The sequence below is a fragment of the Microcoleus asticus IPMA8 genome (assembly GCF_013179805.1).
Lineage (GTDB): Bacteria > Cyanobacteriota > Cyanobacteriia > Cyanobacteriales > Microcoleaceae > Microcoleus > Microcoleus asticus.
Genome location: NZ_SRRZ01000015.1, coordinates 1 through 17,974, shown reverse-complemented (window position 1 = coordinate 17,974; position 17,974 = coordinate 1). Strand labels below are relative to the sequence as shown.

Sequence of the window (17,974 nt, the reverse complement as noted above, 5' to 3'; positions counted from 1 at the left end):
GAGATAATTGTGGTAGGGGATACGATGCCACAGCGCATCAGTTCGCCTCTGCCGTATTTGTTAACAATTATCAATTGTTGAGTTACGAGTTCAAAGTTATGCGTTAAAATATTGAGTGCTAGAGTTAAGCATTTGCTGTGATTTTTTAAATGCAAAACAAGGTAATTAAATGCTGCACAATTATCAACTAGCTCTCAAAGAAATTCCCCCACTGACTCAAACTATTGGGGAGCAGTTTAGCAGTTTGCCTCAAGTTGTAGCCCTCGTTTTAGCAGGTTCTCGAACCACGATAGTTACGGATGAGTCGTCGGATTTTGATTTTTACGTATATGTTAAAGAGGAAATTCCTGTTGACATACGGGAGGCAATAGCGAGACAATTTTCCGATCGCATTGCAATCAACAATCAATTTTGGGAACCCGGGGACGAGTGGATAGATATTAACACTGGCTGCGGTATAGATATTATGTACCGCCAGCCCGAATGGATCGAAGAAGAACTCGATCGCGTCCTGGTCAAATATCAAGCATCAGTAGGTTATTCAACCTGTTTTTGGTGGAACGTTCTCACCTCAGTATCATTGTATGACAGAGACGGTTGGTTTCAGCAATTGCAAGCCAATGTCGATCGACCTTATCCCGAACAACTCCGTCAAGCGGTAATTGCCAAAAATTATCCGATTTTGCGCCACCTGATTTTTTCATTTCGCCACCAGTTAGAATCCGCTGTTTTGCGCCGCGATTCAGTAAGTATTATCCATCGAACAGCCGCTTTTTTAGGCAGTTATTTTGATATTGTTTTTGCTATTAATTCTATTCCTCATCCGGGCGAAAAACGTCTGGTAGAAAGGGCAACAGCTTTGTGTTCAAAATTGCCTGAAGATTTGGAAAGCCAAATTCACAGTCTAACTAATTCTATTTCCTTACCTGCGGGCGATCGCCAAATTTTACATTCTCTTGATGGACTGGTTGACAGTCTCGATCGATTGTTGATTGAGGCAGGTTTAATTGCTACTAATTCTTTCGCTAACTAGGTAAGTGCAATAAAAACCATAGTTCCATATCCTAGGGTTAGCAGTGTGCACCTCCCTCAATAGCGATCGAACTTTTACAAATTTGCTTGTTTCAAATAACCTTCCAAATCTTTAATCCGTTCTTGCGTCACTCTGGCCCTGCAATAACCGTAGGTAGAAGCAGCCAAACTACCGCCTTCAAACTGCCCTTTTGCATAATCACAATTTTCATCTCGAAATTTGATCCAAGTACGCTGTGCCACCGTCAATCTCTGCTTTTGTCTACTGCTGATTTTTGCTTGCAGTTGCTGATAGACTTGATTGAGCTTTTTGTCGGCAGCCTCAAACTCTTGACTGGAACAGACATTCATCTCTAGCGTGGTTTGAGGATTTTTGCAGTTAGGCTGTTGGGCGACTTGTACAGGGATGTTGCTGGCTTTGCTGGGAAGCAAAAATCCGGCTGTCAACAAAAGCAAACTCGCCGCAAAGTTTACCCAAATAGTGCTATTTTTCACTTAGTTTCTCCCTTTTTTAATCTTTAATTTTCTCTGCTGGCTGAGCCGATCGCCAAATCCACCAAGCCGCCGCCCATAGAGTAAAATTGCCAATGAGAGTCATCGCCGCTTGCAGGGTAACGATCCATTCTAGGGCGGGAGAGTTGTCAAAATAGTGCCATGTACAGGCGCACATAGCGCTGACAAGAGCGGGCAACATTCCGGCGGAAAGGGCCCACCAAGCTCGGTTTTGAGTGACTTCGCCGTAAGTCCAAATTAACCAGATGGCGGCAATCCACTCGACGACGCTAGAGATGTGAATAATCCAGGTGGGAATTGACAAAGCGTGCATTTTTTGTATCGTGAACGAAGATGAAAGATTTATCGATCGGGACTTACGCAACTGTCATATAAAGTATGATGAGTCAGTCGATTTTAGATTTTAGATTTTAGATTTTAGATTTACTCCACAGATGAATCTTGGAGCTTGAGCTTTGGTCTAAAATTTTAGGAGCATCCACGACTTAAGTTGGGGCTTGTACCTGTTTTTGGGCTGGTCATACAATTTTAGATTAGCGAGTTGAAATTTTATTAGATTTGCGATTTGAGCTGACTGATGACGTAAAGCCTTGAAGCTTGCTGACAGTAGAATTTTTTTGGTAGTAGGATCAAATCTCAAATATCAAAAAAATCTAAAATCTAAAATCTAAAATCTAAAATAGTTAGATTCCCCATCACAAACAAAGAAAAGAGTAGAAATGCGAGCAATTTTGTGCGGCTATTACGGTAAAGGCAACGGCGGCGACGAGGCGCTGTTGGCATCGCTACTGCAAATGTTACCAGATGGCGTGACGCCGATCGTCCTGTCTGGCAATCCTGTCGAGACAAATCAGCGGTACGGGGTAGCTGCGCGCGATCGTATGAATGCGTTCCAAGTTCTCGAAGCACTCCGCACCTCCGACGCGCTAATTTGGGGCGGCGGTAGTTTAATCCAAGACGCTACTAGCATTGCGAGCCCTTTCTATTATGGCGGTTTGATGGGAATAGCGCAGCGGATGGGCTTAAAAACTATTGCCTGGGCCCAGGGAATTGGCCCTTTAAAGCGGGAAATGACTCGCAAGTTATCTCAGCGGTGTTTTGCTGGATGCACCGCCGTCAGCGTGCGGGATAAAGGTTCAGCTACTTTACTTGCAGATTGGAAAATTCCCTTTACTTTAGCGCCCGATCCCGTGTGGGCTTTGGAGAATTCTCCCGTGTCGGGTTTGTGGGATTTGCCTGCGCCCAGAGTTGCTGTTTGTTTGCGTTCTCATTCTACACTAACTCCCGCCCGTTTGTCAATCTTAACTCAAGCTTTAGTTGACTTTCAAAAAGCAACTCGCACCTTAATTTTGCTGCTGCCTTTTCAAGCGTCTCACGACTTAGAGATTGCCCAACATTTGCACGAAGCGCTGCCCAAAAGAAGCCGCATCCTCAGTTTAGAAGACCCCAGAAAATTGAAAGGAGTGTTCCGGGGAGTCGAAATGGCGATCGGGATGCGCTACCACAGTTTAATTATGGCCGCATCCGAAGAATGCCGCTGTTTTGCCCTCAGCTACGACCCGAAAGTCAGTCAATTGATGGACGAGTTAGAAATGCCGGGATACTTATTATCAGAATTGCCAGAAGATCCTTATTTAATTAGCAAAACCTGGATGGAACACTATGCCAACGGCGACGCATTATCGCCAGACAGGATAAAATTTATAGTAGGGCGATCGCTCTTTCATCGCGAAGTATTGCGAGCCGCGCTTCAGTAATCTCATTGAGAGGTGAAATACAATGACAGTCAGTACAGCAGACTTAAAAATTACCTGGGAAAAATTGCCAGACGATTTCATTTTAGACGAGGAACCAGTGGAAAATATCGACCAACCCTTGCTAGCCGCAGCCCTGCGAGAAATCTTAGAAATCGCGGGGCTAATAGTAGCAGGAATATTAGTTGCCCCAAACATGGGAATTTGTGCGACAGTAGACAGCAAGCTAGTAATCAAAGCTCCAGATTGGTTTTATGCCCGCAACGTACAGCCGCTTTCTAGTCAAGAAATTCGCCGCAGTTACACTCCCAACTTAGAAGGGGAAGTCCCGGCGATTGTGATGGAATTTTTGTCCGCTACTGCCAACGATGAATATTCAATAAAACCAACGTATCCGCCGGGAAAATGGTTTTTTTACGAGCAAGTATTGCGAGTGCCAATCTATGCACTTTTTGAACCTGCCACCGGAGTTCTCGAAGTCTATCAGTTGAATTCATTAGGACGATATCAAGTACAGCAGCCGGATTCAAACAATCGTTATTGGATAGAAGGAGTTGGGTTATTTTTGGGTGTTTGGCAGGGAACAAAGGCCGAAAGAACCGGATATTGGTTGCGCTGGTGGGATGAGAGCGGAGAGATGTTATTGTGGGGAGCAGAGATGGTAGAAAGGGAACGGCAGCGGGCCGATCGACTAGCTGCACAATTAAGAGCAGCAGGCATGGAACCAGAAGCCTAATGCAATAATGAGCAATATTAAATTGTTCCCCTGAAATTTAATATTGCTCATTAATTAAAAAGTATTGAACAATATCGCAAAAATCAATATTTATCGGCGTTAATCCACGTTAATCAGCCTTCATCAGCGGTTAAAAAATACATTCAGGAGACAGCAACATTGGCAAGAGTAAGAGTGCGGGAACACGTCAATCCCCTATCAATTAGATATCAAGCATCTGCAAGTCCCCCGGATTGGACTAAAATCTATGCCGACTTAAATTTACCCCTGCATTTAGATATCGGCTGCGGCAGAGGAAGGTTTTTGTGGCACATGGCGCAAGTACAAACTGACTGGAATTTTCTCGGGTTAGAAATTCGGGAACCTCTGGTAGAGGAGGCGAATCTTTGGCGGGACGAAAAAGGCTTGACAAATTTGCACTATTTGTTTTGCAATGCGAATAGTTCCCTGAAGCCCATTTTAGAAACTTTACCCGCAGGTATTTTGCAGCGAGTTAGCATTCAGTTTCCCGATCCGTGGTTCAAGAAAAAGCACCACAAACGGCGGGTGGTGCAGCAGGAATTAGTTAATGAATTGGCAATTTATCTGGGAATTGGCGGCGAAGTTTTTATTCAGTCAGATATTGAGGAAGTAGAAAGGGAAATGTGCGATCGCTTTTCATCTCACCCTAGTTTTCAACGTCAAAACGGCGACAACTGGCTAGCAGAAAATCCCCTACCTGTTGCTACTGAAAGAGAAATTGCTACTCTGAAACGGGGCGAACCAGTTTATCGAGCACTCTATCAAAAATAATGCTCGCTTTTGCAAACTCACCTTGGTAATAAATGTTATAACTTACCTTTTGCACCTTTGTTAGGAACAGGCAAGATGCCTGTTCCACAAAACTTAATTTTCTTGTGGAACGGCATCTTGCCCGTTAATAAAAGAATTATTTCTAACTTAAACCCAAGATGGCAACCACATCCTAATTTTCCATTCCATTTGCGACAAAGGCAGTCCCAAATACATAGGCATCCAGAAAATAAAAGCACCCAAAACCAGAAAAATAATTGTTACCCCCATCCCTCGGAGTCTAGTTTGAGGGCTGTGCAGCCACCTGTCAACCCACCAAGCAAGTGCTAAGGCTGCAAACACAGAACAGCCCATATAATGGTACAAAAATATGCAGCGAGTCACCTTCACCCAAGGCAGCAAATTAGCGGCCCAATTAACTATTAAATATAACCCCAGCCACATTTCAGCAGTCGGCGGAAACAAAATCGGCCGCTGCTGTTCTATCGTCTCAACAGAAGCCTCGTTGCGCGTTTGCAGCCACACCAAAATCCGGTGAACTAAAACTCCTATTACTAGCAGTAAAGCTAAGGTTGACAGCCACCAAAGCAATGGATTTCCCATTGCGTGAACGTCAAAAATTGCCTGAGTTGCACCTTCAGGTAAAGGCGGCAAAACCGGATCTGGTTGGGCATTGCTGCTAGCAGTTTTGTAGAAGTAAACTATGGGGCGCAGCATCAAAGGCCAACTGTACCACGTGGAACAGTAAGGATGTACATCTGGGCCGCTTTTAATCCGCTGGTGATAAGTCAAAATTTCCGTTTGCATCTGCCAGAAATTGGGAGTTGGATTAAAGTGCAGGTGAGGAATCCAAGAGATGCTGTAAACTAGAAGAGGAATAATAGCTAGACTCAAGCAGAGTTCTATAAAATTGAGTTTAGTCAGTTTTTGTACGGGACTTTCGGCAGGAATTAAAGGTGAATCTACCTCGCGGCTTTGTTCTTCATTTCCTCTGTTACCCTGGATAACACGGACTGCCCAAGCACAGATTAAAATTAGATAAGTACCGAAAAGAAACCACAATCCGTTCCATTTGATAGCCGCAGATGCGCCGAAACCTATCCCGGAGAGTACCAGCCAAAGCCAGCGCTTTTTGCCTTCTGCTTCTACGGCTTTTAAAATAAATAACTGACCTAAAATTCCAAACAAAACTAGATAAATGTTGTTCAGCGCGTAGCGAGACTCAACTAAAAACAAACCGTCGCAGGCGATAAACAAAGCAGCAAGAAAAGCAAAGGTGCGGCGCCGAACTAGCTGATAAGCTAGCCCTCCCACAACTAGGGGAATAAAGGAACCTGTAAGAGCATTCAGCCAGCGGTAATCCCAAGGGGAAAGCAGGGAACCAGCCATACTGTTGACGGCGGTTTTGCCGAAGGGAAGGTGAGTGCCGATCCAAATGCCGATCGCAATTATGTACTGGCTCAGAGGTGGGTGAGCGTTGAAAAAAGGAGTTTTTGTGAGATAATCGTTGGCAAATTTAGCATAATAAACCTCGTCAAATACTAAAGTGTTAAATCGCTCTAGTTCCCAAAATCGGAGAGTTAAAGATAGGAGTAATACAGCGAACATTCCTAAGCAAAAAACCAAAGTAGATTTGTTGAATTGTTTTTTGTTGAGTTTCATAAAACAGCAGAAAATAGTAGATGCTAGATTTTATAGAGATCGCTAATTTTAAATTCCTGAGTTGGGAGTAACGTAAAATAGGACTTGTGCAGAAACCGAATTTTTGAGGAGAAACCGGGTTTTTTGGAAAAACTCAGTTTCTTAAACCCGGTTTCTAATCATGCTTGGAGAGTGCAGCGAGAAGCAGTAGCGACTATTGTTTCACCAAATGCTCCCCATCTAATTGGCAAGCAGGAAGGAAAAGCGCGCATCACAAGGTGCGATAGATTATGATAGCAGCTAATCATGTCTTTTTTGAGCGAGTGCTTATGAATCTCATACTTTCGATTTGGGGGCGTTGGGGCTTAGCTGTAGGTGCGACTATCCTGATGGGATCTGCCGCCGCGCCAAATCCCAAGACATTTGAAAGTTTTGCTGATTTCTGTACCAACAAAGAGAATTTGACCCCTGAAGCCAGACATACGGTGGAGGTGTTGCTATCAAAAGCAAAAACACAAGAGTGCGATCGCGCTCAAAAAACACTGACTAATCTCACAGAACTTTCCCTAATTCGCAATCAAATAGTCGATATCAAACCATTATCAAAATTAACCAATCTGAGAAAGCTCAACCTCAGTTTAAATCAAATAACAGATGTGCAACCCTTATCGGAACTGACTAATCTGAGATTTCTCGTCCTCAATTTCAATCAAATCTCTGACGTGAAACCATTATCGGGACTGACTAATCTGACAGAGCTTTTCCTCGAAGCCAATCAAATCGTAGATGTAAAACCTTTAGCTGGATTGACTAATCTAACAGGGCTGTCCCTCGCATCTAATCAAATTGTAGATGTGACATCTTTATCGAGAATGACTGAGTTAAATTTTCTTTATTTAAGTGGGAATAAAATTGCAGATGTTAGACCATTATCAGGATTGACCAATCTGATACTGCTTTTTCTCGCATCCAATCAAATCGCAGATGTCAAACCTTTAGCGGGATTGACAAATCTGACCGCCCTAGACCTCAGTAGAAATCAAATTGCAGATGCCAAACCTTTAGCGGGATTGGTAAATCTGACAACCCTCGATCTCAGTAGAAATCAAATCCCGGATGGGGAAGCCGATCGATTAATTCAGAAAAACAAACAACTATTAAACCAAAAAACAGATGAAGCCGACCGATTGGTTCAGGAAGCTAGGCGATTATTCGATCGCGAAATAGGAGCATCTTACCAGGAAGCATTGCAAAAGTTTGATGCAGCACGTTCGCTTTATCAAATGCTTAGAAATCGGGAGAAGGAAGCTTACACGCTGCATCAAATGGGCTTCATTACTAATAGATTAGGAGACAGACAGCAAGCCCTGAACTACTACAAGCAAGCGCTTTCTTGGAATCGGACTTTAGCCGATCGCCCTAAACAAGCCGTCATCCTCAACAATATCGGCGCCGTCTACTATGCTTTGGGAGAGAAACAGCAAGCCATCGACTACTATAACCAAGTCCTTTCCCTAATTCGGGAAATGGGCGATCGCCCTGAAGCAAGTATCAACCTCAGCAACATCTCGAACATACCCGCAAACAGCGACACATCTTTGGGCGATCGCACTGGGGAAGCCACCACACTCAACAACATCGGCTTAGCCTACAACGATTTAGGAGAAAAACAGAAAGCAAAAGAGTATTTCAACCAAGCCCTTCCCTTATTCCGCGCTATGGGCGATCGCGCTAAAGAAGCAACTACCCTCACCAATATTGGCTTAGTCTATTCAGATTTGGGAGAAAAACAAACAGCCCTCGACTACTACAAACAAGCCCTCGATTTGAGACAAAAAGCGGGCGACCGGCGTGGAGAAGCCCTCACCCTCAACAATACAGGTACTACTTACTCAGAATTGGGAAAACAGCAGAAAGCAGAAGAATATTTCAACCAAGCCCTGCCGCTGTTTCGCGCTGTGGGCGATCGTCCTGGGGAAGCCCTCACCCTCTACAATATCGCTAATATCAAAGGCGATCGAGGCAATTTAATCGCAGCCCTGACTGACATTGAAACCTCCATCAAAATCATCGAAAACCTCCGCACCAAAATTACCAACCACGAGCTCCGCATCTCATACTTTGCCACCGTGCAGGACTATTACCAGTTCTACATTCACCTGTTAATGCAACTGCACAAAACGCAACCCAATTCTGGTTACGATACAAAAGCCTTTCAAGCTAGCGAACGCTCCCGCGCCCGCACTTTATTGGAACTTCTTCAAGAAGCAAACGCCGATATTCGCCAAGGTGTAGCCCCGGAATTATTGCAGCGAGAACGCAATTTACAACAGCAACTCGATGCCTTAGAAACACGCCGAATCGAAACTATAAGCCGCCCCAATCATACCTCTGAACAACAAGCAGAACTAGACCAAAAGCGGCAAACTTTACTAGGAGAATATCAGGACATTCAAGCCCAAATCCGCTCTACCAGTCCCCGGTACGCCGCCCTTACCCAACCGCAACCTTTAACCCTGGCACAGATTCAACAACAAATCCTCGATCGCAATACTATTTTACTCCAGTATTCTTTGGGGAAAGAGCGCAGCTATCTGTGGGCTGTGACTAAAACCAGTATCACCAGTTATGAATTGCCCAAACGTGCCGAAATCGAAAAAGCCGCCCGCAATTTCCGCGATGCTGTGACTAACCCGCGCTACCGAAACATTCCCGATCGAGTTGCTGAAGCTAACAACACGCTCAGTCAAATTATTTTACAGCCCGTAGCAGCACAACTCGCTCAAAAACGCCTGCTGATAGTTGGCGATGGCATTCTCAATTACCTGCCGTTTGCCGCCCTCTCGCTCCCCGAAACACCCGGTAAAAATCGGAATCCGCCTTTAATTGTAAACCATGAAATTGTGCTGCTGCCTTCCGCTTCCACCTTGGGAATCTTAAGACAAAACTACAATGACAGACAACCCCCTACTCGGACTTTAGCAATGCTCGCCGATCCAGTTTTTAGCGGTGACGATGAACGAGTAAAAAACGAGTCAACCGCCACGAATCGGGAAGCAATAGAATCAGTTAATCTCGGTTTAAGCCGCTCTAGTCGCGACAATAACATACAGTGGAGCCGTTTAAAATTTACACGCCAAGAAGCTCAAATCATTCAAGCGTTAGTTCCTGCCAATTCTCGCACCGAATCTTTGGATTTTGAAGCCAGCCGCGCCGCAGCAACCAGTCAGAACTTAAGCCAATATAAAATCCTTCATTTTGCCACTCACGGTTTAGCGAATAGCACTCACCCAGAACTATCAGGAATCATCTTGTCACTGGTAGATGAAAAGGGCAATCCCTTAAACGGATTTCTGCGACTTACTGATATTTTTAATTTGAAGTTAGCAGCAGATTTAGTAGTGTTAAGTGCGTGTCAAACCGGATTAGGACAGAACATTCAAGGCGAGGGCATGGTAGGATTAACGCGGGGATTTATGTATGCGGGGGCTCAGCGAGTTGTGGTGAGTTTGTGGAATGTGGATGATGAAGGAACAGCTACGTTAATGGCAAGTTTTTATCAGGAAATGCTGCAAAAAGGGTTAACGCCAGCGGCTGCTTTAAGGGCGGCGCAACTGGAAATGTTGAAGCAGGAAGAGTGGCGTTCTCCTTATTATTGGGCGGCTTTTAACCTTCAGGGGGAATGGCGATAAATTTTATGAAAAAAACCAGCATTAATTCCAATTCCGGGCGAGTGTAAGTCTGGCGAGAACTTTTTGTGGTGAATCTGGATACCAAAAAAAAGCGGCTCCGCTTGTCGCAGAACCGCCGTCACAGAGGATGAAAAATCAAAACTTAACGGACTGCACCCTGTACAGAAGGTGATTCAATTGTTTTCATGAAGTACAGCTTCAATAACTGCCAGCCGTTCGACAAATACAGAGGCAATTTTTGGAAGAATTGCAAGAATTTCGGAGTTTCAGAAGCAACAATTGCGGTCAACTGCTGATTGTTTTTGAGACAAATATCCAGCCGTTCGTAAAACTCGGGGTTGTTCACGTCGAGCATGACGGGGAATACGCGGCCTGCTGTTTCGTTGGTCTTTTTAATCACTTCGATGTCGTATTCGCGAGCATCGAGACCGAGCGATCGATAAAAACCGGCGCGCTGGATATCATTGAGATACATTGTCGCGAACACTGACAGCAAGAAGAAACGGCACCAAAGCTTAGCGCGCCAATCGTTCAACATCTGAGGCTGAGCTCTCATCACGGCATCAAAGAAATCTCCGTGGCGGTTTTCATCCTGGCACCAATTTTCAAAGAATCGGAAAATCGGATAAATCTGGTCTTCAGGATGGGCTTTTAAGTGCTGATAAATCGTGATGTAGCGCCAATAACCGATCTTTTCCGACAAGTAAGTCGCGTAGAAAATAAACTTCGGTTTAAAGAATGTGTAACTGCGGCTCTTTGTCAAGAAACCCAAATCCAGGGACAAATTAAAGTCCGAGAGAGCTTTGTTGAGGAATCCGGCGTGGCGCGCTTCGTCGCGGGACATCAGCATGAAACCTTCGGCCAACACGGGATTTTTTCCTTTGAGCCTGCGTCCCAATTCTTTGTAAAGCAAGAACCCAGAAAACTCAGCGGTGCAGGAACGTTCCAGAAACTCAATGAACAATTGGCGCTTTTCGCCGTCGATGTGTTCCCAAGATTGATCGAACTCGGCATCCCGCACGAAGTGGTTTTTGTTGTAGTCAACGCGGAACTCTTGGATAATTGCTTCTAGTTCGGCTTCATTTACCGAGATGTCCATTTTGGCCATCTCGTCAAAATCTGTTGTGTAAAATCTCGGCGTGAGAATAGTTTCTTTGGCTGGGGCTTTCACTCCCGGCCGCATTTCTTCAAAAGTGGGTTTTTTGAGGGAATCTACCATATGTTTATTGGATTTCTGGTTATAACTACTCTGAGTTTCAGTTGCCTGTTACTGCGGGCGATCGATCGCCCCTGTCTGTTCGTCTTCGGCAGGCCGCCCGATCGGCCTCGTTATACTTTACCAAGCTCTCGACCCTGGAAATATATTGCTGGCGTTAAGAATTGCTACGCAGAATTACTTATGGGAGTGTGGGAGACTGGGAGTGGGGGAGACTGGGAGGGGGGGAGACTGGGAGAATTGCAATTTTTGTGTTCTCTCTTCCTTCAGATGATGCACAAATCTCTCCTCGTGTCAAACTGTTCAAACACTAAATAGAAAGTACAAAATATAGAGAGGGAGTCCAATAGTTAGAATAACCAAGCAGGACGGTCAGAAAATGAGCAATTTAGGTGTTAGTTACCTTTTATGGGCAGCTTGTTTTTTCGGCCCATTCGGACTCCACCGCCTCTACAACGGCAAAATTGGTACGGGTTTACTGTGGCTGTTTACCTTTGGTTTGTTTGGGTTCGGGCAATTGTTTGACTTGCTGCTGCTCCCGAACATGGTGGACGAACACAATGCCACTCTCAGGGGCAAACTCGGCGTATCTCGCGAAGGTATACCGCTATATCCCAGCAGCGGGGCGATCGCCGCGACATACCCCAAGCAAACTCCCGACCAGTTAGGGGTTAAACTCCTGAAGGCAGCTTATACCAAGAAGGGAAGATTATCTGTCACCCAAGGGGTGATGGCAACCGGCGCTACTTTTGCCGAAGTGGAAGAAGCTTTCACGGCAATGCTCAAAACGGGTTATGTCAGTATCGAGAACGATTCAGTAACTGGTGTCGTGATCTACCACTTTCACGAACTTTAGGGGCTGCGGGTGCGTCAGAATCGGTGATTTTATGTGTGGTTCGAGAAGCTAATCGCTGACGCAACCTACTACTCGCCGAACGTCTGAGCACTCGCCGAACGTCTCACGCCTAAAATCTAAAATCTAAAATCTAAAATCGACTGACGAATGCCTTCTGACGAATGCCTTCTGACGAATGCCGTTTGTGGAGGAAGCATTGCTGGCAAAATCGGCTAGAATGTTTGTTTGTCTATATAAGCAGAAAGTATTTAGCGTCATGGCAGTCCCTAAGAAGAAAACCTCCAAATCCAAGAAGAATATGCGCAAGGCCACATGGAAGCGCAAAGCTGTAGTGGCAGCTCAGAAAGCTCTGTCCCTGGGCAAATCTGTTCTGACTGGGCGTTCCAACAGCTTCGTATATCCCGGCAATGAAGAAGAAGAGGAAGAATAGAAACGGAATACAGGGCATTGGGCGAACCCAATGCCCGATCGATCAATCCATTTTTGCGGTTGGTAAAATTAGCATGGCATCGCCAAACGAATAAAAGCGGTACTGATGCTCGATCGCTTCTCGGTACAAATCCAACAGCCGAGGCCTTCCAATCATCGCACTTATCATCATCATCAAAGTAGAGCGGGGCAAGTGAAAATTGGTAATCATCCCCTCTACAACCCGCCACTTGTAACCAGGGTAGATAAACAAATTGGTCGGGCCGCAAAAAGGTTGCAAGGAAAAATCGCCACTCGCGGCGGCGGCTCCCTCTAAAGCTCGCACTGCTGTGGTACCCACGGCAATGATCCGCCCGCCTCTGGCTTGAGTTTCCCGGATTTTCTCAACGGTGGTGGGGGGTACTTCCACCCATTCGCCGTGCATTTTGTGAGCCGTCACGTCTGCCACCTCCACCGGGCGAAACGTCCCTACTCCGACGTGTAGGGTGACAAAAGTTTTTTCGATTCCCCGCTGCTGCAAGCGACTGAACAAATCTTCGGTGAAGTGCAAGCCGGCGGTGGGGGCCGCAATTGCCCCAAGCCGATCGGCATAAACAGTCTGGTACTGTTCCGCTGAAGCTTGGGAATTTTCGATGTAGGGCGGCAGGGGTACGTGGCCGTATTCGTCCAAAAACTTCGCCAGACTCGCATCTGTGGGGATGTCAAACTCCAGCAGCCGCCCTCCTGTTGCGTCGTCCCTGGCGATAACTGTCGCAGTCAATCGACGATCGAGCACGGCGGCTTGGGGAAGGCAACAGCAAGGAGCTGCTGCGGAGTCCTCACTTGCTGGGGCGATCGGGTCAAACTCTATTTGCGACCCCAACTTTAAGCGTTTCCCGGGTTTAACCAAAGCCAGCCAGCAGTTGTGCTGCCGTTCTTCCATCAACAATATCTCCACAGCCGGGCCGTTGGGTTTGTGCCCGTAGAGCCTCGCCGGCAGCACGCGGGTGTTGTTGAGTACCAGCAAGTCTCCGGGTTCCAGCAAATCTGGCAAATCCCGGAAAATCCGGTGTTGCTGGCTGCTGGGAGAATCTACAGCCAGCAACCGAGAACTGTCCCTCGGCACTGCGGGATTTTGGGCAATGCGCGAGGGCGGAAGTTCGTAGTCGTAGCCGTCCAAAGACCAGTCAATCTCTGTCATCGAGTGAATTCCTGTGCGATCGATCTGTCAACTGGGTAACAAATTGGGTAAAAACCCCCATCCAAAGTCGGGTGCTTTTCCCCTTGTGGCGGCGGGTATAGCCCGCCATGATAGAGGTATAGCATCAGCTTTGCTCGAAGGATCGTTATGGAATACCTCTACTATATCGCCAATACTAGCCTTACTCTGAGAGTCGTAGATTACCTGCGCACAGCTCATCATCTTCCCTTGCAATTTATCACTGTTATTCACCAAATAGACGGCTGGGTGGTGAAGGTGAAAATGAGCCAATATTTAACTCCAGAATTGCACGGGGATTTTCGGGCTTTTATGAACGAACTCGGGATTCCTTACGATCCTGAAATTCGCTTGCAAATGGCTCTTTGGAGTTTGGAAACGGGACAGTCGCCGCTGAGCGTGATGCGCCGCTACCAGGTGGCAGTGGTTTGTCACGGCAGCCCTGACCGCAAGGAAATTGAAGCGTTTCGCCAGCAGTTTGTCAAGGGCCTGGGATATTGCCCGGAAACTCTCGCCTAGACTTCTACTCATATAAATTAGCTGTTATGGCAGAGGGGGAGAGGGAGAGAAATGGAGAGAGGGAGAAGATTTAACGCTTTTTTCACGTCCGTTAAAGATCGAGAGAGAAATGCGCAACAGCCTAGGGAAATTAACAATTAAAAACTACCTAGTGGCATTGCTCTGTGATTTTACCCTCTAATTTTTAATTATATATTTTTAATTGCTAAAAGCAGATCGAATGTATTCTTGCAGGGTAAGGCGGTAGTTTTCTGCAAGGGCGGATTGAGAGTTCGCTGCTGTTAACGGTAATATTTGTTTAGTGTTTGGTCGTGAAGGTTCGCACCTGACTAGGGCGACATCAAAGCGACAAGAATTATTTGCTAAATCGGGACGAGTGCTTAAAAATATTTCGGCTGTTTGCCAAAGTTTGGCTTGTTTTGTGGTAGTAACAGCCAGCATTCCACCAGCATCCCAATTTCCCCGGCGGCGAGTTTTTACCTCGACAAATGCTAATGTTGGGGATTGATGATTGGGAAGAACTCGGTTTTTTGCGCTTTCTTCATCTCTTCCGAGTGCGATGATGTCAATCTCTCCCCAGCGACAGTGCCACTGTCGGTGCAGGATTTCCCAGCCTTGCTGCTGCAACCACTCGGCGACTAATTTTTCTCCCAATGTGCCGATATCCCGAGAGTTTGGGGATTGGGGGGAACTTGAGTCAGCCGTCGCGATCTTGTTTGAGGGCTTCGCGATCATCGGGCGATCGCGCTTTCTGGTAGAATTCAATTCTGAACTGTCACTGCTGCCCATTAGCTTTAACTTATGAATTCTCGAATTCGCCAACATGGCAAAAATATTTATACTTTTTTGCTGAGTTTTGTTATTTTAGCAGTAATTGCCGCTGGGGCGATCGGCATTAATCCCGCACCTGCTTTCGCTTTGGATCACGACAAAGAAATCCTAGTCGGCGCTGATTTTACTGGCAAAGTTCTGACTGACGACAGTTTTAATAAAGCTAATCTTCGCAACAGCAATTTTACTAATGCAGATTTGCGCGGCGTCAGCTTTTTTGGTGCCAATCTGGAAGAGGCCAATTTAGAAGGGGCTAATTTAACGGGTGCTACTTTAGATTTGGCTCGCATGAGGAAAGTAAATTTAACTAATGCTATCCTTGAGGGTGCTTTCGCTTACAATACCAGACTCGAAGGAGCTGTCATTGACGGTGCTGATTTTACAGAAACACTGCTGCGAGACGATATGATAGAAAAACTTTGTAAAGTTGCAAAAGGTACTAATCCCGTGACGGGTAGAGATACTCGCGAAACTCTTTTTTGCGACTATTAAAAGGCTAATTAAACGGAACTTACCCCGCACGCGGGGTAAGTTCCATGTAAACTATCTGGCAGTAGGGCGATCGGGTTCGATCCACTGACCGATACACGACTAAAATATCAGCGGAACCCCCAGGAAATCGAAGGCTTTATGCTGTAAACGAGTGGGCGTCGTCAGACCTAAACTAACTGCAATACCCGCTAGTTTAAGCTGCATTAGAGTTAAAAATATTGATATTTCTTACTCTAGTCAACCTCTTTACGGTTAACTAACGGAATTTAGTTCAATTGCTAATCGATTAGGCTACTCAATGACTACAGAATTAAATATTGGTTCTCAAAGATCGCCAAGCACTCTCCATGCTTGGGGTATAGCAGTGTTGATCCTTGTCACCCTAATCTGGGGTACAAGCTATCCGGTTATCAAGGGAGCTCTCAGCAGTCTTTCTCCTTCTGCAATATTTGCAACCCGCTACGTAATAGCAGCGTTGCCGTTTACCCCCTATTTGCGCTTCCTGAATCTTTCCCTGCTACGGGATGGAGTCTTTTTATCACTAATACTGTTTCCTGCATCAGTCCTCCAAACCCTTGCCCTTGAGACGACTTCTGCCGATCGTGCTGCATTCATTGCCAGTTTCAACGTCATCCTAGTTCCTCTGCTAGGGCAACTGCTAGGTAGGCAGGTGTTCCCAAAAACTTTTCTCGCCGCAGGAATTGCCATCTTTGGCATTGGAGTGATGTGTTGGGAGAGTGAACAGATCGCGATCGGCGATCTGTTGATCTTGGGCAACGCCTTCCTCTACTCGATCTACACTCTTAAGCTTGAGTCCACCACGTTGCGCCACCCCATTTTGCCACTCGCCGCGATCCAGCTTTGGGTGATAACAATATTTTCTTTAATTTGGGCCGCTCCAGATCTGGTTACACAACAGGAAGCAATTAGCGCGAATTTTGGTATTATTTTATATATTGGCTTATTTGATACTGCTGCTACGATTGTGCTTCAAGTATTAGCTCAACGATGGGTTAACGCTTACCAGACGGCGCTAATTTATACGCTCGATCCGATTTTCGCAGCGATTTTCTCCTTTCTACTACTGGGAGAGAAACTTGGAATACGCGGTGTGATTGGCGCATCTCTTGTAGTGGTGGCAATGGTTTTTGGTCAAAGCAAATCTCAGGACGCTGAGCACAATGGCGAAATCCAGGTTAACGAATCGATAGTCGCAGCGCTGTCAGATTCGGATACTGAGCCCATTAACGCTCCAGTGTCGCTTCAGAGTAACCTCGTGGAATTAGAATTAGATTTGTAATTTGTATTAAGAGTGAGGAAAATGGGTTTCGATACTTTGATCCAGCAAACAGAGAAAGGTAGAGGCGTTTTTGCCAGCCGAGGCTTCCGTAAAGGTGAGACGGTGGTGGTTGGACGCCGAGTCGATATCTTGCCCGAAAGAACTACTCACTCGATTCAGATGGACTTTGACCTGCATATAGAATTAGATGAACCGGCATTATTGATCAATCATTCTTGTAGCCCAAACACAGGGGTTCGGAATAATCAATTCGGAGCCTACGATTTCGTGGCATTGGTTGATATTCCTTCGGGAAGCGAGATTACATGGGATTACTCTACAACAGAGTACACTTTCATTGACATTCCCAAATGTTGTTGTGGCTCCGCCGAATGTCGATCGAAGATCCTTGGATATAAATTTCTCCCTGACGAAATCAGGAAAACGTATGGTGAGTTTATTGCCGATTACCTCAGAGTAACGGCACCTGAAAAGGAACTTCCCGCGCGCGATCTTAAAGTTCCTAGTATTGCCCCCACCAGTAGGGCGATCGGGCTTTAGCCCCCGCCGGATACATGACTAGAATGTCAGCGAAACCCCCAGCAAATCGAAAGCTTTATGCTGTAAAGGAGTTGGGGTCGTCAGGTCGAAACTAACTGAAACACCCCCTAGTTTATGCTGCACTCGATTTTTAGCGATCCTCGATAAATTCGTCAGTAACGTCCGAAAACTTTGAACGGGAAACTTATCCAAAGTACGCTTTGTTGAAGCTTTCCGTTTCGCCCGAGTGGCAGACAAAACCTGGACAACCACCGAACCAGACTCAGAAGCATCTAATATCAAATCTGCGCTTGATCGTCGGGCGTAAAATCGAGTCAACATTCAACACTCAACCATCATTCACTGTAGTTTAGACTAACCAAAGATGAGAACGGTGGCCAAAGAAGAACTAGAGCCACCGCGGCAGGAGAGAATGAGGGTGAAAAAGAAAACC

At 45.9% G+C, this 17,974-nt stretch carries 17 protein-coding genes; 11 read left to right on the top strand and 6 right to left on the bottom strand.

Annotated elements, in window-relative coordinates:
• Positions 1-169: 169 nt before the first annotated feature.
• Entirely contained in the window at positions 170-1,033 is an 864-nt protein-coding gene (locus E5S67_RS05890) for a DUF4037 domain-containing protein (RefSeq protein WP_172186136.1), read from the top strand.
• 74 nt (positions 1,034-1,107) lie between these two features.
• Here the strand turns inward: E5S67_RS05890 and E5S67_RS05885 are convergent, their stop codons facing one another.
• Positions 1,108-1,527 (bottom strand): lysozyme inhibitor LprI family protein, encoded by a 420-nt coding sequence (locus E5S67_RS05885; RefSeq protein ID WP_172186135.1) that lies wholly within the window; start codon positions 1,525-1,527, stop codon positions 1,108-1,110.
• A gap of 16 nt (positions 1,528-1,543) precedes the next feature.
• Positions 1,544-1,858: a DUF2499 domain-containing protein gene (locus tag E5S67_RS05880; protein WP_172186134.1), complete on the bottom strand. Its 315-nt coding sequence runs from the start codon at positions 1,856-1,858 to the stop codon at positions 1,544-1,546.
• Positions 1,859-2,264: 406 nt separating this feature from the next.
• On the opposite strand from E5S67_RS05880, the gene csaB reads away from it, so the two are divergent.
• The 3 genes from csaB (at position 2,265) to trmB (ending at position 4,827) form a co-directional block, all read left to right on the top strand.
• The gene (gene csaB / locus E5S67_RS05875) at positions 2,265-3,302 is read left to right on the top strand and encodes a polysaccharide pyruvyl transferase CsaB (RefSeq protein WP_172186133.1); all 1,038 of its coding nucleotides are present in this window, start codon (positions 2,265-2,267) and stop codon (positions 3,300-3,302) included.
• Between the two features lie 22 nt (positions 3,303-3,324).
• Complete coding sequence (locus E5S67_RS05870; protein WP_172186132.1) at positions 3,325-4,035, top strand: Uma2 family endonuclease; 711 nt, start codon at positions 3,325-3,327, stop codon at positions 4,033-4,035.
• Positions 4,036-4,194: 159 nt separating this feature from the next.
• The gene (gene trmB, locus E5S67_RS05865; RefSeq protein ID WP_172186131.1) at positions 4,195-4,827 is read left to right on the top strand and encodes a tRNA (guanosine(46)-N7)-methyltransferase TrmB; all 633 of its coding nucleotides are present in this window, start codon (positions 4,195-4,197) and stop codon (positions 4,825-4,827) included.
• Between the two features lie 147 nt (positions 4,828-4,974).
• On the opposite strand, the gene E5S67_RS05860 is transcribed toward trmB, so the two are convergent.
• Complete coding sequence (locus E5S67_RS05860; protein WP_172186130.1) at positions 4,975-6,489, bottom strand: dolichyl-phosphate-mannose--protein mannosyltransferase; 1,515 nt, start codon at positions 6,487-6,489, stop codon at positions 4,975-4,977.
• A gap of 308 nt (positions 6,490-6,797) precedes the next feature.
• Between E5S67_RS05860 and E5S67_RS05850 the strand changes: the two genes are divergently transcribed.
• On the top strand, positions 6,798-10,160 hold the full coding sequence (locus E5S67_RS05850) for a CHAT domain-containing protein (protein WP_246276636.1): 3,363 nt from the start codon (positions 6,798-6,800) through the stop codon (positions 10,158-10,160).
• Between the two features lie 142 nt (positions 10,161-10,302).
• On the opposite strand, the gene acsF is transcribed toward E5S67_RS05850, so the two are convergent.
• A complete protein-coding gene (gene acsF, locus E5S67_RS05845; protein ID WP_172186129.1) occupies positions 10,303-11,379 on the bottom strand; it encodes a magnesium-protoporphyrin IX monomethyl ester (oxidative) cyclase in 1,077 nt (358 codons plus the stop codon).
• Between the two features lie 376 nt (positions 11,380-11,755).
• On the opposite strand from acsF, the gene E5S67_RS05840 reads away from it, so the two are divergent.
• Both E5S67_RS05840 and rpmF read left to right on the top strand, forming a co-directional pair.
• On the top strand, positions 11,756-12,232 hold the full coding sequence (locus tag E5S67_RS05840; protein ID WP_172186128.1) for a TM2 domain-containing protein: 477 nt from the start codon (positions 11,756-11,758) through the stop codon (positions 12,230-12,232).
• A gap of 256 nt (positions 12,233-12,488) precedes the next feature.
• Positions 12,489-12,662 carry a 50S ribosomal protein L32 gene (rpmF, locus tag E5S67_RS05835; RefSeq protein WP_006632406.1) on the top strand — a complete coding sequence of 58 codons (174 nt, stop codon included), beginning with the start codon at positions 12,489-12,491 and terminating at the stop codon, positions 12,660-12,662.
• A 42-nt stretch (positions 12,663-12,704) separates the two neighbouring features.
• Here rpmF and queA read toward each other — a convergent pair whose 3' ends face one another.
• Complete coding sequence (gene queA / locus E5S67_RS05830) at positions 12,705-13,841, bottom strand: tRNA preQ1(34) S-adenosylmethionine ribosyltransferase-isomerase QueA (protein WP_172186127.1); 1,137 nt, start codon at positions 13,839-13,841, stop codon at positions 12,705-12,707.
• 147 nt (positions 13,842-13,988) lie between these two features.
• Between queA and E5S67_RS05825 the strand changes: the two genes are divergently transcribed.
• Positions 13,989-14,378 (top strand): hypothetical protein, encoded by a 390-nt coding sequence (locus E5S67_RS05825; protein WP_172186126.1) that lies wholly within the window; start codon positions 13,989-13,991, stop codon positions 14,376-14,378.
• A 198-nt stretch (positions 14,379-14,576) separates the two neighbouring features.
• Here E5S67_RS05825 and E5S67_RS05820 read toward each other — a convergent pair whose 3' ends face one another.
• A complete protein-coding gene (locus E5S67_RS05820) occupies positions 14,577-15,167 on the bottom strand; it encodes a YraN family protein (RefSeq protein ID WP_172186125.1) in 591 nt (196 codons plus the stop codon).
• Positions 15,168-15,179: 12 nt separating this feature from the next.
• On the opposite strand from E5S67_RS05820, the gene E5S67_RS05815 reads away from it, so the two are divergent.
• The 3 genes from E5S67_RS05815 to E5S67_RS05805 all read left to right on the top strand — a co-directional run bounded on the left by E5S67_RS05815 (position 15,180) and on the right by E5S67_RS05805 (position 17,541).
• Entirely contained in the window at positions 15,180-15,701 is a 522-nt protein-coding gene (locus E5S67_RS05815; protein ID WP_172186124.1) for a pentapeptide repeat-containing protein, read from the top strand.
• 298 nt (positions 15,702-15,999) lie between these two features.
• Positions 16,000-17,001, top strand: a complete 1,002-nt coding sequence (locus tag E5S67_RS05810) for a DMT family transporter (protein ID WP_172186123.1) — start codon at positions 16,000-16,002, stop codon at positions 16,999-17,001.
• A gap of 21 nt (positions 17,002-17,022) precedes the next feature.
• Positions 17,023-17,541, top strand: a complete 519-nt coding sequence (locus E5S67_RS05805) for an SET domain-containing protein-lysine N-methyltransferase (protein ID WP_172186122.1) — start codon at positions 17,023-17,025, stop codon at positions 17,539-17,541.
• The last annotated feature ends 433 nt before the right edge of the window (positions 17,542-17,974 follow it).

Bases quoted from the DNA above. Each gene is read 5' to 3' on its own strand.
- E5S67_RS05890 (WP_172186136.1), top strand. From the start codon at position 170: ATGCTGCACAATTATCAACTAGCTCTCAAAGAAATTCCCCCACTGACT.
- E5S67_RS05880 (WP_172186134.1), bottom strand. From the start codon at position 1,858: ATGCACGCTTTGTCAATTCCCACCTGGATTATTCACATCTCTAGCGTC.
- csaB (WP_172186133.1), top strand. From the start codon at position 2,265: ATGCGAGCAATTTTGTGCGGCTATTACGGTAAAGGCAACGGCGGCGAC.
- E5S67_RS05870 (WP_172186132.1), top strand. From the start codon at position 3,325: ATGACAGTCAGTACAGCAGACTTAAAAATTACCTGGGAAAAATTGCCA.
- E5S67_RS05860 (WP_172186130.1), bottom strand. From the start codon at position 6,489: ATGAAACTCAACAAAAAACAATTCAACAAATCTACTTTGGTTTTTTGC.
- E5S67_RS05850 (WP_246276636.1), top strand. From the start codon at position 6,798: ATGAATCTCATACTTTCGATTTGGGGGCGTTGGGGCTTAGCTGTAGGT.
- acsF (WP_172186129.1), bottom strand. From the start codon at position 11,379: ATGGTAGATTCCCTCAAAAAACCCACTTTTGAAGAAATGCGGCCGGGA.
- E5S67_RS05840 (WP_172186128.1), top strand. From the start codon at position 11,756: ATGAGCAATTTAGGTGTTAGTTACCTTTTATGGGCAGCTTGTTTTTTC.
- rpmF (WP_006632406.1), top strand. From the start codon at position 12,489: ATGGCAGTCCCTAAGAAGAAAACCTCCAAATCCAAGAAGAATATGCGC.
- queA (WP_172186127.1), bottom strand. From the start codon at position 13,841: ATGACAGAGATTGACTGGTCTTTGGACGGCTACGACTACGAACTTCCG.
- E5S67_RS05825 (WP_172186126.1), top strand. From the start codon at position 13,989: ATGGAATACCTCTACTATATCGCCAATACTAGCCTTACTCTGAGAGTC.
- E5S67_RS05820 (WP_172186125.1), bottom strand. From the start codon at position 15,167: ATGGGCAGCAGTGACAGTTCAGAATTGAATTCTACCAGAAAGCGCGAT.
- E5S67_RS05815 (WP_172186124.1), top strand. From the start codon at position 15,180: ATGAATTCTCGAATTCGCCAACATGGCAAAAATATTTATACTTTTTTG.
- E5S67_RS05810 (WP_172186123.1), top strand. From the start codon at position 16,000: ATGACTACAGAATTAAATATTGGTTCTCAAAGATCGCCAAGCACTCTC.
- E5S67_RS05805 (WP_172186122.1), top strand. From the start codon at position 17,023: ATGGGTTTCGATACTTTGATCCAGCAAACAGAGAAAGGTAGAGGCGTT.